At 43.6% G+C, this 17,480-nt stretch carries 16 protein-coding genes; 9 read left to right on the forward strand and 7 right to left on the reverse strand.

Annotated features, from left to right (window positions below; all coding sequences use genetic code 11):
* Positions 1–22 precede the first annotated feature (22 nt).
* Together L0992_19045 and L0992_19050 are read right to left on the reverse strand one after the other, a co-directional pair.
* The gene (locus L0992_19045) at positions 23–1,063 is read right to left on the reverse strand and encodes a porin (protein XGB70113.1); all 1,041 of its coding nucleotides are present in this window, start codon (positions 1,061–1,063) and stop codon (positions 23–25) included.
* Between the two features lie 155 nt (positions 1,064–1,218).
* Positions 1,219–2,139, reverse strand: coding sequence for a DUF3187 family protein (locus L0992_19050; protein ID XGB70386.1), 921 nt, complete (start codon positions 2,137–2,139; stop codon positions 1,219–1,221).
* Positions 2,140–2,398: 259 nt separating this feature from the next.
* Here L0992_19050 and L0992_19055 point away from each other — a divergent pair, with 259 nt between their 5' ends.
* The gene (locus L0992_19055; GenBank protein XGB70114.1) at positions 2,399–3,193 is read left to right on the forward strand and encodes a LuxR C-terminal-related transcriptional regulator; all 795 of its coding nucleotides are present in this window, start codon (positions 2,399–2,401) and stop codon (positions 3,191–3,193) included.
* Positions 3,194–3,215: 22 nt separating this feature from the next.
* Here L0992_19055 and L0992_19060 read toward each other — a convergent pair whose 3' ends face one another.
* Together L0992_19060 and L0992_19065 are read right to left on the reverse strand one after the other, a co-directional pair.
* Positions 3,216–4,049 carry a RecX family transcriptional regulator gene (locus L0992_19060; GenBank protein ID XGB70115.1) on the reverse strand — a complete coding sequence of 278 codons (834 nt, stop codon included), beginning with the start codon at positions 4,047–4,049 and terminating at the stop codon, positions 3,216–3,218.
* 164 nt (positions 4,050–4,213) lie between these two features.
* Entirely contained in the window at positions 4,214–5,818 is a 1,605-nt protein-coding gene (locus tag L0992_19065; GenBank protein XGB70116.1) for a mechanosensitive ion channel, read from the reverse strand.
* A gap of 252 nt (positions 5,819–6,070) precedes the next feature.
* On the opposite strand from L0992_19065, the gene L0992_19070 reads away from it, so the two are divergent.
* The 5 genes from L0992_19070 (at position 6,071) to L0992_19090 (ending at position 10,733) form a co-directional block, all read left to right on the forward strand.
* Positions 6,071–6,319 carry a hypothetical protein gene (locus L0992_19070; GenBank protein ID XGB70117.1) on the forward strand — a complete coding sequence of 83 codons (249 nt, stop codon included), beginning with the start codon at positions 6,071–6,073 and terminating at the stop codon, positions 6,317–6,319.
* 366 nt (positions 6,320–6,685) lie between these two features.
* Positions 6,686–7,162, forward strand: coding sequence for a hypothetical protein (locus L0992_19075; GenBank protein XGB70118.1), 477 nt, complete (start codon positions 6,686–6,688; stop codon positions 7,160–7,162).
* Positions 7,163–7,257: 95 nt separating this feature from the next.
* Entirely contained in the window at positions 7,258–9,321 is a 2,064-nt protein-coding gene (locus L0992_19080; protein XGB70387.1) for a thioredoxin family protein, read from the forward strand.
* Between the two features lie 3 nt (positions 9,322–9,324).
* The gene (locus L0992_19085; GenBank protein XGB70119.1) at positions 9,325–9,894 is read left to right on the forward strand and encodes a protein disulfide oxidoreductase; all 570 of its coding nucleotides are present in this window, start codon (positions 9,325–9,327) and stop codon (positions 9,892–9,894) included.
* Positions 9,895–10,013: 119 nt separating this feature from the next.
* On the forward strand, positions 10,014–10,733 hold the full coding sequence (locus L0992_19090; GenBank protein ID XGB70120.1) for a DsbA family protein: 720 nt from the start codon (positions 10,014–10,016) through the stop codon (positions 10,731–10,733).
* Between the two features lie 281 nt (positions 10,734–11,014).
* Here the strand turns inward: L0992_19090 and L0992_19095 are convergent, their stop codons facing one another.
* The gene (locus tag L0992_19095) at positions 11,015–12,034 is read right to left on the reverse strand and encodes a succinylglutamate desuccinylase/aspartoacylase family protein (protein XGB70121.1); all 1,020 of its coding nucleotides are present in this window, start codon (positions 12,032–12,034) and stop codon (positions 11,015–11,017) included.
* 377 nt (positions 12,035–12,411) lie between these two features.
* On the opposite strand from L0992_19095, the gene L0992_19100 reads away from it, so the two are divergent.
* The 3 genes from L0992_19100 to L0992_19110 all read left to right on the forward strand — a co-directional run bounded on the left by L0992_19100 (position 12,412) and on the right by L0992_19110 (position 15,137).
* Entirely contained in the window at positions 12,412–13,404 is a 993-nt protein-coding gene (locus L0992_19100; protein XGB70122.1) for a porin, read from the forward strand.
* Positions 13,405–13,559: 155 nt separating this feature from the next.
* Positions 13,560–14,450 carry a DMT family transporter gene (locus L0992_19105; protein ID XGB70123.1) on the forward strand — a complete coding sequence of 297 codons (891 nt, stop codon included), beginning with the start codon at positions 13,560–13,562 and terminating at the stop codon, positions 14,448–14,450.
* A 69-nt stretch (positions 14,451–14,519) separates the two neighbouring features.
* Positions 14,520–15,137: a glutaredoxin gene (locus L0992_19110; protein ID XGB70124.1), complete on the forward strand. Its 618-nt coding sequence runs from the start codon at positions 14,520–14,522 to the stop codon at positions 15,135–15,137.
* Between the two features lie 620 nt (positions 15,138–15,757).
* Here the strand turns inward: L0992_19110 and L0992_19115 are convergent.
* Together L0992_19115 and L0992_19120 are read right to left on the reverse strand one after the other, a co-directional pair.
* Positions 15,758–16,108: a hypothetical protein gene (locus L0992_19115; protein ID XGB70125.1), complete on the reverse strand. Its 351-nt coding sequence runs from the start codon at positions 16,106–16,108 to the stop codon at positions 15,758–15,760.
* Between the two features lie 99 nt (positions 16,109–16,207).
* Positions 16,208–17,413 (reverse strand): multidrug effflux MFS transporter, encoded by a 1,206-nt coding sequence (locus L0992_19120; GenBank protein ID XGB70126.1) that lies wholly within the window; start codon positions 17,411–17,413, stop codon positions 16,208–16,210.
* Between the last annotated feature and the right edge of the window lie 67 nt (positions 17,414–17,480).

The raw sequence follows: 17,480 nt of genomic DNA on the forward strand, positions 1-17,480 counted from the left end.
GCTCTTAGAATTGCTTATGTTCTTAGAAGTAGTAGTAAGCAGCGGCGAATACGTGTGTTTCTTCGTCGTATTGCATACCAGTTGAACCAATGCGAGAGCCTTCAATGTCTTGTTTGATATCGATGCCCATGTCTGCATTTTCTGCGATACGGTACATTGCTGCGATGTTGATGTAAGAAGCATCTACATCCGCTTGTCCGTCAAGTTCGTTGTTGCTAGATGCGTAACCAGCAGCAATCGTTAGGTCTTCAGAAACTGTGAAGCCACCAGATAGGTAGTAACCTGTGTTTTTCTCAGAATCACTCTCTTCAATCCAAGAGTTAACACCTAGCTTAAGTGCGCCAACCTTAACGTTACCTGTCACTGTGTAAACTTCGAAATCATCTTCGTAGTCACGGTTCTCGTAACCAGCGTATAGGTTGAATACTTCTTGCTCTAGACCTATGTAGCCGTTCACACCTTTGTCGAAATTATCATCGTTGCGAGAATCTTTCGTTTCAAAGTAAGAAATACCGTAAGCAATGCCGCTTGTTGCGCCTTGGAATTTAACTACATTGAATGCATCAGAAGCATCGCCAGCAGAAGCACCAAACTCGTAAGTGTTGTCACCTGCGCCGTCGACTTTATCTAGCGCCGTGTCATTTTCCCAACCAAATGAAGCGATACCGTAACCAGTGTCAAAACCTAACCACGCTTTATCTACGTCTGTCGCAGGGCCAGTATCAATACCGTTTACCCAAGCAGATGTCGCTGCGTCGTTCGCTGCAACGTTATCGTCGGTCGTGTACTGAAGCATCATGTCCGTTTCGAAGTAACCAACAAAACGGTTGTTACGGTAACTTACCGCAAGCGTTAGGCCTGTCGCCCAATCATCGTAAAATGCTTTAGAACCTGTGTCGTAGTAACCACCAACACCGAAAGAACCTGCTACTGAAAATTGATCTTTGTGCATAGAATCAAAAGCAAACATCTCTTCATTCTGGCTGTTTTGGCTGCTTGTGTTTACAGCGAATGCTGAAGTTGAAATGCTTGCAATCGCAAGTGCTACTAATGTTTTTTTCATGGTTACCACTACCTATATATTGATTCGGCCTTGTGAGTCCGGCCTTTTGGAGTGGCGCTATTGTTCAAAAAATCACGTTATTGATATACCGTAAATTTACTGAAATTTTATAGCTTTGATGAATTAAATTACATAATGATATGTTGATATGGCTTTTATATTGAGAAGCGCAACCCGAGCGTAAACCCGATGTCGGTACTGTTGTCCATGTTACGGATGTTTTCGATCATCAAAGCCTCAATCGCAAGTTGATGTAGGCGATAACGGTAACCCACGACCACTTCATTGGAAGGTTCAGAAAAATCTGGATCGTTGCTCGCCCACCCTTGATAGTTGAGAGATTCAATAAGCAAACTATGACGCGAATTCAGTCGATATTCATACCCTATCGACCAACTCGCACTTACGTTCTCAAAACGTAAGTCTTCTAGGCCGACAAAGGAATTATCGCCATTTCGATGCACTAAACCGACGGTTGAAAAAATACTGTGTTTGGGTGTGATATAGCTGTAGTTAAGTTGAACGCCTTGCTCAAAACTTGTTCTCGAAAATTGTCCACTTCTTACGTTGTTGTAATACAAAGAGCCACCAGCAGAGAGCGACATAGGCCCCCTAGAATACAACAATAATTCATTGTAAAAAGTCAGCGCATTGGTTAATTCATCACCTTCAAAGTCAGAGACATGAACGCCAGCATTATGGAAGTCCATGGTGAATTGATCTTCTGCTACCTCATCACGTCCGTTTTGCCCAATGCCAAAAAGATCATGAAACCCCATAACAAAGCTATCTAATCCATTATCTTTGGCAGTGACGACACGATAATCCAGTTCTGTTTTCCAGATGGGAGACGCTTGCCACTCAACAGCAATATTGGATTGGTTTTGGTAGTAGTCGAGCGAATAGGCTTCCGTATGAGCCCATATACTGGCCTGTGTGTAAGAGGATTTGAACTCTATCGTGCCGACTCTATTCGGTTGGGCAGAACGCAGCTGAGTTGAGAGAACGTTTGAATGAATTGGAGACTGAGCGTAAACAAACATTGGCGACGCTATGGCGCTAGGAAAAGTTAGGATCAGTATGGATGAAGTGAGTAAGACTCTAAACGCTATCACGGTTTTGCTCGATGATATAAAACGTCCGATTCTCTTAAAATCACAGACTGATTTATGCAGCAAATGTACTGCTTTTGACTAGAATAGATAGAACAAAGTGTTATAAAAAAAGAGAATTAAGAACACCTTAGTTATCTTATCGCGTTAACTTGCGCTGCCACGAGTTAACGAATATCTTCACCGCGTGAATGAATAGCCAAACTTTTGATAAGGATAAAATGTGAACGCCTCTAACCAGAGCTTTGAACAATTGTTGATGAGTCAGTCTGCAACCTTGATCAATAGTGACCCAAGGGATTTTAACGCGACTTGGTCCACTGCAAGCTTTGATGTTCTAGATTGGTTCGATATTGATAGGCTCACACTTTACCCGAATTCGATGGTGCTACTGGAAGATGGGAAAACCTGTTCCGTTTCCAAATCGCACATCCCTTCAATCAACAAAAGAGACTTTGTTGGCTGTAACCACCTTGAGTACCTAAAGCTTCTTAAAACGTCCGAAACCTACTTGGAGTTTTCAGAGGCACAACTCGCGATCAGCCAAAACGATGTGTTGAGTCAAATACACAAACAAGGTGGGAAATGGCACTGTATTATCCCTCTGCAACTGTTTAATCAACGTTGGGGCGCCCTCTCTTTTACCAACTTTCATGACAACAAAACCACCTTGGATTTTGAAGACATCAAACGACTCAAACTTATCTGTGAAATGTGGCTTTGTTATTGGCAGCATTCAACCTTAGCGAGGACGCTGAATCAAAGCGAAAACTTGTGGGAAGATGATAGCGATAAATTGCTGTTACTGACGAAGAAGCAAACCACGGTGCTTTCTCTGATTGCTCAGGGTTTTACGGCCAAAGAGTGTGCCGATAGGTTGCACTTAAGCCCACGTACCATTGAATCCCATAAATACAGAATGCTTGGGCTAATGGAGCTCAATAATCACAACGAGTTAGTGCAGTTCGCTTTACGTAACGGCTTAGGCATCACTGAAAATCAACACACTACTCGTTAACCTTGTTTAGCTAGTACCTGGCTTATTCGTTGCCTTCACTTAGCGCGAATTTAATCTCATCGGATGAAAAGCCTTTGCGGCTCAACATGGCGTAGGCCTTTGAGCGTGCCTTGTGATCATTAAGGTCATAAGATTTTTTCTGAAGCTGTTCTAAACAAGAAGAATAAAAGTCCAATTGCTCTTCATTGATCAATCGGTCGATCAACGATGAAAGTTCAGTGGTATCGATTTGTCGCTGTCTAAGTTCTTGTTGGATAGCGGTTAAGCCTTTCCCTTTTCGAGCGTACTTGAGCACTTCCTTCTCCAAATCAGCTTTGTCGGCCTTGATTTGGATATTACTTTTCAGTTCATGCGCTTGTGGATGCTGATCGATGGCAATTTTCACCTGCTGATAACTAAAGCCACGTTTTTGCAGTGCGGCGACCAGCTTTTCACGGCTCATAGTAAAGCTTGTGTAGTAGTTGTTGATTCGCTCTATCAATATAGTCTGTTCGTCGATATTTTTTTCTGCAGAAACCTTATGAATGGCATCAGCAATAATCGAATCGGAGAGTCCCTTCTTTTTCAATTTCTCTACGATATATCGAGATCCAAATTCACCGAAGAAGGCTTGTTCAGCAAATTGCTCAGCAAAATCTTGGTCGGATTTAAGATAGCCGTAACCTTTCAAGTTGCTCAAGGTTTCATTTATCCAATCTTGATCGTCCGTTTTCACTTTCAACTTCGCAATCAACTCGCTTTCCGTCATGTCCCTCTGGGTTAAATGCCACATCGCAGAGTTCATGACACTTTCGATTCGCGTCGCTTTTCTTACCGTTGTATTTCTAGTATTCGGGTTTTGCTGTGAATCATCCATTCGATTTCAACTATCCAGACTGAGCCTGCCCCATGATAACGTAATTCTGACTAGCGTGAAGTGACATAAAAGAACGAGATTCAGATAAACTGACCTCCAACAAAAATGGACACCTATTAGGCGTCCATTTGATTGTCAGCTTATGAAGTTAACTCTAAGAAGAATTAACTCTCTTCGTGATTGTAAATATGCACATCTCGTTGCGGGAATGGAATCGTGATGCCTTCTTCATCGAAGCGTTTCTTCACGGTTTCCGTCACATCCCAATATACATCCCAGTAATCGTCTGTCTTAACCCACGGTCTTACCACGAAGTCTACAGAAGACGTATTTAAGGTATGTAACTTAATCATATGCTCAGGCTTTTTAAGCACTAGCGGGTGCGCAATAATGATGTCGTTCAATACTGCCTTTGCTTTATCGATGTCATCTGAATAACCAATACCAAACACCATATCCACACGTCTCACGCGCTCTGCTGTGATGTTATTGATAACGTCACCCCAGATCTTGTTGTTCGGGATCACCAAGCGTTGGTTGTCGATAGTTTGAACCGTTGTCGATACTAAGCTCATGTCTTTTACTGTGCCTTGAACACCCGCGACTTTAACCATGTCACCAACATCGTAAGGACGGTAAATCAAGATCATCAAACCAGACGCGAAGTTAGACAGCGTATCTTGCAATGCAAAACCAATGATGACACCCGCGACACCAAAACCGGTTAATAGCGGTGCTAGCTCGATCCCTATTTGAGACAAGGCGATAAGCAAACCGACAAACACGACCGCTTTGGATGCGATTGATACAAAGAAGTCTTGCATCAATACACTAAAGTCCATCTTAGAGTGCGAAACACTCTTGCGAACCGTCTTACGAGCGACGTTAGCAATTAGGCGAGTGACATACAAAATACCGAGAAACAGAGCGAGTTTAACGATAAAAGAAGGAGTATTCTCAAAAGCCCATGAACTGAACGAACGTAGCCAACCGTCTAGTAGCTCTAGTGCGACATCGACATCCAATACATCGGCGTTAATGTCGCCCGTCGTTGCTAACAGCACTCGCTTATAAGAAGTTACATCAACACCAAACGGCTCCATCAAGGTAATGGTTTCTTCTAAGCTCGCCACCATAACGCTGGTACGCTCACTGAAGCGTTCCAGTTCCTTTTTAATGACCGCTTTCTCTTCTTCATTCACGAAAGACAGACGCGCTTCGAGATCTTGTCGCTGTGTGTCTGTGTAAAGAATGGCATTAGTCAGGTATTTAGAGCGAGACACCAAGTCAACTTTTAGAGCTTTTTCCGGTACAGCTACATCAACACCACGCTCTTTTGACCACGCTAATGTTTTAGCAAGTTGTTGGTAATAGGTGTCCATCATTCCGATTCGTTTCTGAATACGTAATTCAAGGCGTTTCTTAACATCACCTTCAGCTGAGCGATTTTCTTTGCTCATTGAAACGATTTTAGTTTCATTCAACGATAACAATTTTTGAAGTAGTTCAACCTGCTGAGCAAGAACAACATCTAGCCCTTCTTTCTTATCAGAGGAGAGTTGTGTGAAAATCTCCTCACGCAACCCTTGGTTCTTGCGTCTCAAAATATCTTCAAGAAAGGGTTTCTCAGCATCGTGCGCCGTTTCTAGTGTTGCCAAATCGAGCATCAACTGATCTTGTACTTGTGCTATTTTCTCGACGCTTTGTGCATAACTTCCAAATGCGACAAACGCCAACATTAACAATAGACAACGCCAAACCTTCATCATATTAATTCCTATTATTGTCTAAATTGACCCTATAAATAGTAGTAAAAAGAATATGGATAACAAGCATTTAAAGGTATGTTGTGTTAAAAATTCGCAAAATATCAGTCCGCATCTAATATTTGAGAGTTCCAATCCCCCCTTATGACCTGTAGAGTACGCAACCAACAAAGAACAACGGCCAATATCTTCACCTAGGCACATGCATTAAAATGCCTTGAATCCGATGTTGGCTCACAGCAAGAGAGCAGAAAAATGAACAACGAACTTGATGTTATTGAGTCTCTAGAAGAGCTAGAAAAATTCCTAATTTCAGTGGAAGCTGGCGGTTTGGGCCTTGAAGGGGTTGAAGGCGTAGGCATGGCAACCAATAATTCAGATGGTCGTCACTTCGTTGCTGTATTCAACAGCAGCCACAAAGTTCTACTTGCTCGTTGGATCACTCAAGAAGTGTTTGAAAATGGTAAAGACCTAGTGCGTAACGGCCCACGTCGTAATCACTAAGGTTAGCCATTAGAAGGCTTGGAGTTCTGAACTTCAACGCTAGCGGAAGAAGCCCAATCGAGTTCCTAACGAACGGTTGGGCTTTTTTGTATCAGTTTTATCGCTCTTTTTTATTCAATCGAACACCTTTGCTAATGATATACCGCTCAATGGAAGTCACGACTTTGGTCAATAAAACAGCGAATAGCAAAAAAGAACAGATTATTATGAACTTAAGTAAAAATGCGATGCCTTAGCCTCTGAGTTTGGCGTTTATGTGTCCCTGTAACTTTGATAATTTTATGACTTGTGGCACGCAGCAAAGTTATCTAAGCTAGCTTGCTTATAACCCGTGTTAAATACTAACTGATTCGATTACTGACTGATTTGCTGAATACACCGCTACTTTTTTTATCTCAACAGAACCGCCAACAAAAGCAATCGCTTTGGGCACTTCTTCTTACCGGACTGGTTATCGTAACCTGTCTGGCAAGCACGCTATCTGCAAATAAAGTGACGTTTTCTAAGGCTTCGGTTAGCCAATCAGCACACATGGGTTCTGAAACCAGCGATCCACAAGCGACTATCGCTTCATTTGAAAAAATGTCTGAGCTTTATGCCAGCGTTTTTGGTTCAGATGCGTCTAAGTCACTGACGGCACCGAATTCTAGCGCCTGTGACCTGAGCTCGAAAATGCTCACCTTCGCCACACCGAAAACAGGTTGGCTGATCCCTTTCATTCTATTTATTGCTGTCGCATTCAGCCTTTCACCTCATATATCGAGATTATCTAGAGACAACCATCGCTCTACTCGACCAACAAAACACCGCCTACACCTAAAGCACTGTATATTTAGAGAGTAAATAACCGGGCTATTCCACCCTTTTATTTATTTTTTGGAGATACATTTGTGTACAACACACTACTAACTAAGTTTGTCGATTCATTGGCATTCTGTATGCGTACATGCGCGAAAACTATAGTCACTGCCATTTTGGTCATGACATCATTTAATGCTTTAGCACAGACTACAGGCTGGCTCAGCGTGCCTGAACACCCGCCAGTCAAAATGCGAATGATGTCGACAGGTGAACAGTCGGATGACGGTTCTCAGATTCAAACCGTGCTCGATCTCGTGCTCGACGGCGACTGGAAAACCTATTGGCGCAGCCCAGGCGAAGGTGGCATACCTCCAAGCTGGGACTGGTCTGGTTCAACAAACATTGAGTCGGTAGAGTGGCATTGGCCAATTCCGAAGTACTACGAGCAGCTAGACGTAATGACGTTGGGCTACAAAAAGCACGTCAGCTTTCCGGTCACACTCACACTGAAAGACAACACTAAGCCTGCCATCTTTAAGGCTTCGTTCACCTTTCCGTCGTGTACGAATATTTGTGTGTTAACCGATTACGACATCGAACTGCCGATCGACCCACAAACATTAGAGCTCGATGAAGAAGCCATGTTCTTGTTCAATCAAGGCATGAGCCAGTCACCACGTGAAGCAAACCGAACTTCAGTAAATGGTTTGTTTTGGGACAAGAGCAAGCAGCAACTGGTGACTCAGCTAACGAGTAAAGAAGGCTGGGATAAGCCTATGGTGTTGATTGATGGCCAAGAAGTGATTGACGACTTCTTCTCTCAGCCAACCGTTCATATCACAGACAACACAATGACTGCCGTTTTCGATGTGAGCAACTGGATTGGTGACGTCGACTTAACGGATCGCACCGTTAGCGTCACGGTTTCAGATACTAACTTTGCTGAAGAGATGACAGCTCAGGTTGGCTCAGAGCCTATTGCCTATCAATCAAGCAATACTAGCTTTATTGCGATGTTCGGCTTTGCCTTAATTGGTGGCTTGATCCTCAATATCATGCCGTGTGTTTTACCTGTATTAGGAATGAAGCTAAACAGCATCATTCAAAACCAAGGTGCATCAAACCGACACATTCGAATCTCATTCCTTGCATCTGCTATGGGTGTCATCACCTCGTTTGCACTATTAGCCTTAGGCATGACAGTGCTCAAAATGGGTGGTAACGCGATTGGTTGGGGAATCCAATTCCAAAACGTTTGGTTTATCGGGTTCATGCTGATCATCACCCTACTGTTCTCAATCAACCTACTTGGTTTATTTGAGTTCAGAATGCCATCGGGTTTAAACACATGGATGGCAACCAAAGGCGATGACTCGCATTCAGGCCACTTTGTTCAAGGTATGTTTGCCACGCTGTTAGCAACGCCTTGTAGTGCTCCGTTCCTAGGTACCGCCGTCGCTTACGCGCTAGGCGCAAGCTACCAAGAGCTGTGGGCGATCTTCATCGCACTTGGTGTTGGTATGAGCGCACCTTGGTTGATCTTCGCCTTATTCCCGAGCCTAACCAAACTGCTACCAAAGCCGGGCGCGTGGATGTTCAAGGTTAAGTTGGTATTCGGTTTAATGATGTTCATCACCAGTCTGTGGTTAACAAGCCTACTTAGCCCATTCATTGGCAAGTTCCCAACCATCTTGTTGTCACTGTTTATCGTGATTTCGGTACTGGTTTGGATTGGCATGAAATTGGGGCGTAAAGTACTCATACCTATCATGGCAACCACTACCTTGATGTTTGGTGCAGCTCTTATTGTCGGCAGTGTTACTGCAGATAACTGGGCGACACCTATCGTTGATGACCTTGCTTGGCAAAAGCTGGATGCGAAACAAATTCCACAATTGGTCGATGAAGGCAAAACAGTATTTGTCGATGTGACAGCTGAATGGTGTATCACCTGTAAGGCGAACAAGATCGGCGTGATTCTTCAAGATCCCGTTTACAGTCACCTGCAACAAGAAGACATTGTGTTAATGAAAGGCGATTGGACAACACCAAGTGAAAGCGTCACCCAATACTTACAAAGTAATGGGCGCTTTGGTGTGCCATTTAATATCGTGTATGGCCCAAGCTATAAAAGTGGCATTCCACTGCCCGTGATTCTGGACAGTGACACTGTCGTTCAAGCCATCGATGCTGCGAGATAAGTGATGAAGACTCCCAACAATGAAGAGAAGCCTAACACGACCAAAGACCAGCCTATAAAGGGTGAGGCTAAAAAACCAAGTCGTCTTAAGAAGTGGGGAAAGGAACTGGTCTCAATGATACTGATCGTTGGCGTGGTTTCGTTTGCTATGGATTTTTATCACAGCAGAAGCATGCCTCAAGGAGATGCGATTCCAATCGTAGGTCAATCACTCCAAGGTGAGGATATTGATGTTATCGAACTCAGTAAAAACGGTAAGCCCGTCATTGTCTATTTTTGGGCAACTTGGTGTGGTGCTTGCAAATTCGTGAGCCTAACCGTCAATAGCTTCAATGACTCTCACCAAGTCGTTACGGTCGCCCTTTCATCAGGACCCGATGAGCGAGTGCAACGCTACTTGGATGCAAAAGAGTATGACTTCCCTGTGATCAATGATCTTTCTGGGGCAATCAGCAGAAGTTGGGGCGTCAATGTCACTCCAAGCATCGTCATCATCAAAGACGGGAAGATCAGCAGTATCGCAACTGGCGTGACTTCCCCTATCGGCCTGTGGTTAAGAACCTATTTTGCATAACTCGCTTACCAAGAAAAAGCCAAGCAAATGAACCGACTTAAGCCAATTTAACAAACAATAATACCGTGAGCGTGACCTAATGAGCGCTCACGATTATCAAGAATTAGAGAATACATAACATGAAAAAATATCTGATTAGCGCACTGATTTTAGGCTCACTAATGAGCACCAATGCCTTCGCTGAACTAAGCAAAGAACAAACCCAACAACTTGAAGAAATTAATCAGTTTCTGAAGGAAAACCCTTCGACTATTTCGGGTTTGCATACCAGCTTAGAGCAGTATGTAGCAGGCCAAGCGCAAGCGAAGAAAGCTCAAGCAGAAAGCCATGATTGGTTATACAACAATGATGCTCACCCAATAACGGGCAACCCTGACGGTAAATCGGTAATCGTTAACTTTACCGACTACAATTGTCCTTTCTGTAAACGTTTGGAAAAAGGTTTAGTTCAATTAGCCTCAGAAAACAGTGACATCAAGATCATCAATGTCTACCTGTCGTTTAAGCAGCAACAAGTGAGCGGCCTTAATACCAATGCTGCGCTATACGCGATGAAGGTATGGAAAGACAACCCAGAGGACTTCCCTGAAGTCGATCGTTTACTGATGGCGAAAAGCGGCAGTCACACAAAATCGTCACTGCAAGCGGTAGCGAAAAAAACAGGCACTGAAGCGCAGTTAGAGACAACGACAGAACAAAGCAACACGTTAATGACTAACCACCAAACCTTTAGCGCACTCGGCTTAACAGGTACACCAACGTTAATGATGAATGGTCAGGTATTACCGGGGTATGTACCTTACGACCGACTAAAAGACATAGTGGATGACGCTTTCTAATCGAATTTAGTTAACTAAAATAGAATATGAAATTGGTAAACCCTACTGCGTTAACCCGCAGTAGGCTTTTTTTGGCTTCGAAATAATCGTTTTGAAACAAAAAAGCAGTCGAAGTGTCATCATCTCGCAATGGGTTCTTAATTTATCCTGCTTACTCTAAAAGCAGTCCTGTCGACGAGTCCAAGACGTGTTAACTCGAGACAACTGTCCTTTGACCGAGCCTAGCTCGGTCTTTTTTTGGGTGTCGCAAATAGCAAACCTAGCAACAGTCTAACTTCTTACTAGCTCAATAAGCGGCACACCAACGCACCCGGCTCTCTTAATGCATCCACGTTATAACTGAGTACACGACCAGAAGATGGCGCATGATAACGACGACATTCATTGCCGAACGCATCATATTGGATGGCCAACAGATCATCTTGCTCAACGCTTTGCAAAAGCTCGACCTGAGGCAGAACAAAACCACCAATATCAGCACGAATGGACACAACGTTGTTGCCTTCAATCCAATCCATACTCGGCAGCTGCTTTGCCTCTAACGGATCTTGTCCTTCGACCTCAAGCATCTCGTAATAGGAGAGCATATTCAAAACGCCGTCTACCGCTCTTTGAATCATGTCAGGTTGAGTGAACTTCCCCATCCCTACTTCAACAGTGATGCTCGGTATACCACTGCGATTCCAAACCGTTTCAAGAATCCCAGGGTCGCCAGGATCATTAAGCACACAGTCAGGTTGCATCAGCCTAGCCATGTCTAAACATTGCTCTATCCGATAATCTGCAAACACATAAAGTGGGTATACTGCACCGCGAGTTTGGGTATGAAGGTCAACGGCAAAGGTGGCATTGTGCTTGAGTAAGCGCTCCCAAAGTGACGCAACAAAGCGCTCTGCTGCTAGTCCGTGGGCATCACCGGGAAAGAGTCGATTGAGATTTGCAGGGCATGAACCCGGATCGGAAGAGATGAAGTCACGACTGTGATTTAGCAAACCGGATAAGTTCACCGTAGGTACAATTGTCACCGTACCTTTCAGTCTTTTACCCACCAAGTCTCTGATAATTTGCTGAGCAGCCAATACACCGTTCAGTTCATCGCCGTGAATACCGGCTGTGATCATCAACTTAGGGCTATCTTGGCTGCCTTTGAAAACAGAAACCGGCATGTTTTTAGGTTGGCCGAGTCCATCACTGGTCACTTGAAACCAAAACTGATGCTCTCCAACCTGTAAGTCTTCAACATTCAAGGAGCCAATAACCTGTCTACCTTGTAAAACATCGCCTAAGTACTCTGTTTTCATCCAACTACTCCATCTTGTTGAGCAAAATCTATTCTCTTGTCAGTTTTTGCATCATAGAGGATATCTTAACCAGTACAAGCAGTTAATCGATCTAACAAGTACAGTTCTACACCTAGAGTTCACTCATAGCACCCTCACCTCTTTCAAAGTGAAACTTGCACAAATGGCTGTACTAAAACTACCAATTTGGATAATTATTCACAAACCACTCAGCCAGATGAAATAAAAGTGCAATAAAATCAACACTTAAAAAAGTTCCCTATTCACGAAAATGTAATTTTATAGAAATGAAAGCTTAATTTATCTGCTCTAAATTAGCTTCATATCGAAACGGAGAGCGCATTGCTCACGGATTTTAAAATACAAGGTAAGTGATTATGAAAAAGGCAGTTCTAGCTTCTGCAGTGGTAGCAGCACTAGTTTCAGGTTCACCTCTAGCAGCAACAGTTTACAGCTCTGACGGTACTGAGCTTAAGATTGGCGGTCGTGCTGAATTCCGTGGTGACTTCATTGGTTCAGGTGGTGCTGAAGTTGCAGGTACGATGGAAGACAAAACTCGTTTCCGTTTAAACCTTGCTGGTGAGACACAACTTACAGATACTGCAACAGCATTCGGTTTCTACGAAGCAGAGCAAAGCACTGGCGACAGTGAATTTGATAACCGTTACATGTACGCTGGTGTTGATTTTGATGGCCAAGCACTTTCTGTCGGTCGCCAAGACATGGCTTCAGTCATCGTTTCTGACTTTACGGATATCACTGAGTTCTCTGGTGTTCAGCAAGTAATCGACGCGGCTTCTGACAAAGAAGACAGCGTATTTGCATACCGCGGTGGCTTTGACGCACTTCAATTAGAAGCAACTTACCAAGCAAATAGTGCAAAAGACACAGATGGCTACGGTATTTCTGGTGTGTATTCATTACCATTCGGTCTTGACCTTGGTCTTGCATACTCTGGCGAAGATCTAGGTGCTGGTGCAGGTAGCGCAAACCAAATCTTAGCTGGTCTAGCGTACTCTTTAGATAACCTTTACCTAGCAGCAACATACTCTACAGGTGATTCAAACGATAAAGCAGTTGGCGCAGATGTTGAGTCATTCACTGCAATGGAATTCGCAGCACAGTATAAATTCACTAAGCAGCTTTCTGCCGCTGTAGTGTACACGTATCAAGAAGATGAAGCGGCAAACGGTTCTACAGCAGACTCTGTTGATGGCATTGAGCTAGCAGGTTACTACAAGCTCAACAGCAACTTCCGTACATACCTTGCATATTACATCAATGGTTTGGACGAAGAGAAAAGCCTAATTACAGGTCTAACAACTGAAGGCGAAGACACACTTCGCCTAGGTGTACGTTACGACTTCTAATCTAAATTTACTTTAGAAAAAGATTAAAAAGGTTGGGCAATGGCTCAACCTTTTTTCATATTCGAATATTCTGACTAACTTCATCAATGCTTTTTCTGGTTAAGTGGTGTTAAATCCGTATCATAGGTGAACCACATCAAATAATTAGAAGCATCATGTCACAACACCATCCGATCCAAGGCGCTAGCTGGATGCTAACCGCTGGTTTAGCCTTTGCTTTGATCAACAGCCTAACTCAAATCGCTAGCATTCATTTCGGACTGACTTCTACTACCGTTGCCGTCATTCAGTATTCAATTGCATTGTTCGCCATTCTTCCTTATCTGAAAACGTTGGGGATTCGACGCGCACTAAAAACTGATAATCTCAAGCTACACGTATTCCGTGTCTTCCTATCCGTTATTGGTATCCAACTTTGGATTTGGGCGCTGGCCTACCCTGTGCCGATTTGGCAAGGCATAGCCCTTCTTATGACCTCGCCACTGTTTGCAACCATAGGTTCTGGTCTTTTCCTAAAAGAGAAAGTGGGCGCAGCTCGTTGGGGTGCAACCTTGGCAGGCTTCGCTGGTGCTATGGTCATTCTCGAACCATGGGCCGAAGACTTTAGTTGGGCAACATTACTACCCGTTGGCGCAGCTTTCTTCTGGGCATGCTATTCACTGATGGTGAAAAAGCTCTCTTCTCAAGACAGCCCTTCAACCATGGTGGTTTACCTTCTTCTATTGATTACACCATTTAACATCTTGCTGGCCGTTCCTGATTGGCAAATGCCAAGTGGCGGCACTATTTGGGCTATCTTAATCGTTATCGGTGTTATGACAGCATTGGCTCAGTGGGCTATTGTAAAAGCATACTCGGTGGCTGATGCCTCTTTCGTTCAACCGTTCGATCACGCGAAATTACCACTTAATGTCTTGGCTGGTTGGCTAGTCTTCAGCTGGGTTCCACCAGGTCGTTTATGGTTAGGGGCTGCAATTATCATTGCGTCTGTTGCGTTCATTACCCACTGGGAAACGAAAAAACCGACGAAAGTTAAGAAAGTTTAAGGTCGATGAAATAAATAGTTCTACTGTCCGTTCTATATTGATAAGAGAATTTTAAGCGAGGTAGTAACCATGAAGAAACCAGTCAAGATTACACTATACCGTTGGGCAGGCAGCTGGGGTCCATTTAAAGTAAACATCCCATGTGGAGAATGTACCCTTACCAAAGACATTCTTAAGGATACTTTTGAGAATGAATTGGCTGATGTTGATGTCGAACTAGAAGTGAAAGATTGGTTATCTCACTGGTGGGAACCGCTAAAACTTGGTTCTTGGCATGCGCCTATCCTTGTTGTTGAAGGCAAAGTTGTTAGCCAAGGTGAAGCACTCAATCGTGGTGTATTGGTTCAATCTGTAATCAAAGAGTGGACCAAACGAGACAGCCTAAAGGGCAATATTGTTTATGGTAAAGCGACCTGCCCATTCTGCGTGAAAGCTAAGAAAATGCTTGATGAAGCGGGTGTCGAATATACCTATCACGATGTCGTTAAAGACAGTGCCGCTCTGTATCGAATGATTCCAGAAGTGAAAGCACACATTGGTGAAAAAACACCAGTGACGGTTCCTCAGATCTGGCTTGATGGCAAATACATCGGCGGAGCAGACAACTTGGAAGCATGGATGAAAGAAAATGGTCTAGATTCCATTCCAAACAATGTGGTCGACTTATCCAATCAATCGGCAAGCTGATCTCACTTAGGTAGAACTAGGCTACCGATCATTAACTAATCAGTGTTTTCTTGTGTCCATCCACAACAAAACAAAGCGATGAAAGTCATCAATCGCTAAAACGAAAAAGGCCTTAAACTTCAATGAGTTTAAGGCCTTTTAAAATTCCGTTTTGGAAAATGCTTACTTAGCCATTTTCTTCATCATTCGCTTAAAGAATGATACTTTTTTTGGCTTTGACTTGCCGTACAATGCTTCGTGCATCATGTTTTTTGCTGCCATTTGACCAAGGTATGCGTGGCCTAGTTCGTAGTTCATGCTTATCTCCGCACATAATCAACTTTCTTATGCGCGGATTCTACACTTAAAACACCCAAAAACAAGATCTAAATCACACTTTAATGCAAGTTAGTGCATTTTATTACACCGCGAGTATTCCCGTTGTAATCACAATCAAAAGTATATTTATATATCAATAACTTAAGCTGTGACTCGTTTTGGCTTTGATGCAATACGTGTAATGCCGCTTAGGATCTAGATTGAAACACCCATAAAAAAAGCAGCCCATGTGAGCTGCTTTTTAAATGCTTCGCTTAAAACTTCATGCTTTGATACTGAAGTCGTTAACGAGAACTAAAGCCTTAGCTACGCTTTGGCTGACGGTAAGTTTTACCCGCAATTTGGTAAGTATCTTTTTGCTTTAATTCAAACATAGTTTCGAAGAACCAAGCTGCAAATTTGATTAAGTCATCGCCTTCATTCATTACATGTTCGATGTACTCTTGCTCTTCGCCTTGTTCATTCTCTTGAAGCGTCACGTGGTAAATGCGCTTTTCGCCTTCCACTTCCGCTAGCGCAAATTGACCAGTCAGTGAAGCGGCAGCCTCAGCAACTTCAGTATCCTCATTGGATTTCAATAGCTCAAGTGCTTGAGGTAGGCCATCTAGTGCGCAGATAGCTTTTACCAGTACTTCAAATTCATTTTGCTGCATTTTGTTTTACCTATTAAATGGACGCCAGTATTGTAGAAAACCAGTAAGACAAATACAACGTCTTAACGAAGGTACGTTGAACTATAGCGAGCCAGTTGTTTAACTGAATTCTACTTCCGCGTTGTCCGCTTTCTTGTTCATTCTCGCTGAAGACCAAAGTACACCGCCCATACCCGCGCCGATGATAAGATAGAACACGCCGAGTTGTAGATGAGTCGTTACCCAACTTTCAACCAAGTATCCACCTAGCAAACCCGCCAAACACATTTGAATCGAACCGGATAGAGCAGACACCGCGCCCGCTTGCTTCTTATGGGGTTCCAACAACATGCTGATAGAAAGAGGGAAAGAGATACCCTGTGCGATCGCCAGCCAAGTAAATGCCCACACTAGGTTAAAGATGGAGAGTTCATGTGTTAACAACCAAGTCCCAGACGCCAATACAATCAAAATCGCGAGGCTCATTAACTGGGGTGTACTGAATCGACGATTGAGTATGTTCAACGCCACACTGCCAATCAACAACCCAGCCGAAGGTACAATCATCAAAGATCCATATTCAGCCGCTGTCAGCCCTAATTGCTCTTGCATTAAGAATGGGAATAAAGATAACGACACCAAACTCGCCATGTAACTCATCCAGTTATAGCTGGCGCTGCTTATCACTTGGCGATTCGTTAACAAGCGTCCGTAGTTTTTTACCACTTGGCTGACTTCAAAACGGCTCTTCCCATATGGCAGAGTCTCATGCAACACGAAGTAACCCAGTGTGAATATCGCCAATAAATACAATAGAACGAAAAGGAACACGGCCTGCCATCCAAGGTGGAATGAAATCCAGCCACCAAATACAGGTGCAATGATCGGCATGATCGAAGCCGTCAGAGAAATATAAGATAAGGCTTTAGTTAGCTGAGGACCATCATAACTGTCACGGAGTACGCTTCGCCCCAATACCGAGGCACTGCCCGCCCCTAATCCTTGCAGTAATCGCCCTACTTCCAGCGCTGTCATGTTGTCAGAAAAGGTAAAACAAACGACAGTACCAATCAAATAAACACCCTGACCTAACAAGAAAATAGGTCGTCTTCCCACCGCATCAGACATCGGCCCATAAAACAGCTGCGATAAGCCGAAACCCACAAGAAACAGTGTGACGAGCAGCTGCACATCCACTTGGGTAACACTTAAGTCAGAAGCAATCAGCGGCAGTGCTGGCAAGTAGATGCTGACACCCACTTGTCCCGTCGCAATGATCATCATTGCTAACAGTAATGGCGTTTTTTTAAAGGTCGATTGGCTCAAAAAATTCCCTATTGGTTTGATATTTGTTCATGATATAAGTTTATATTCAAAACCAGTAATTGATAAT

This window comes from Vibrio pomeroyi (assembly GCA_041879425.1).
Classification (GTDB): Bacteria; Pseudomonadota; Gammaproteobacteria; order Enterobacterales; family Vibrionaceae; genus Vibrio; species Vibrio pomeroyi_A.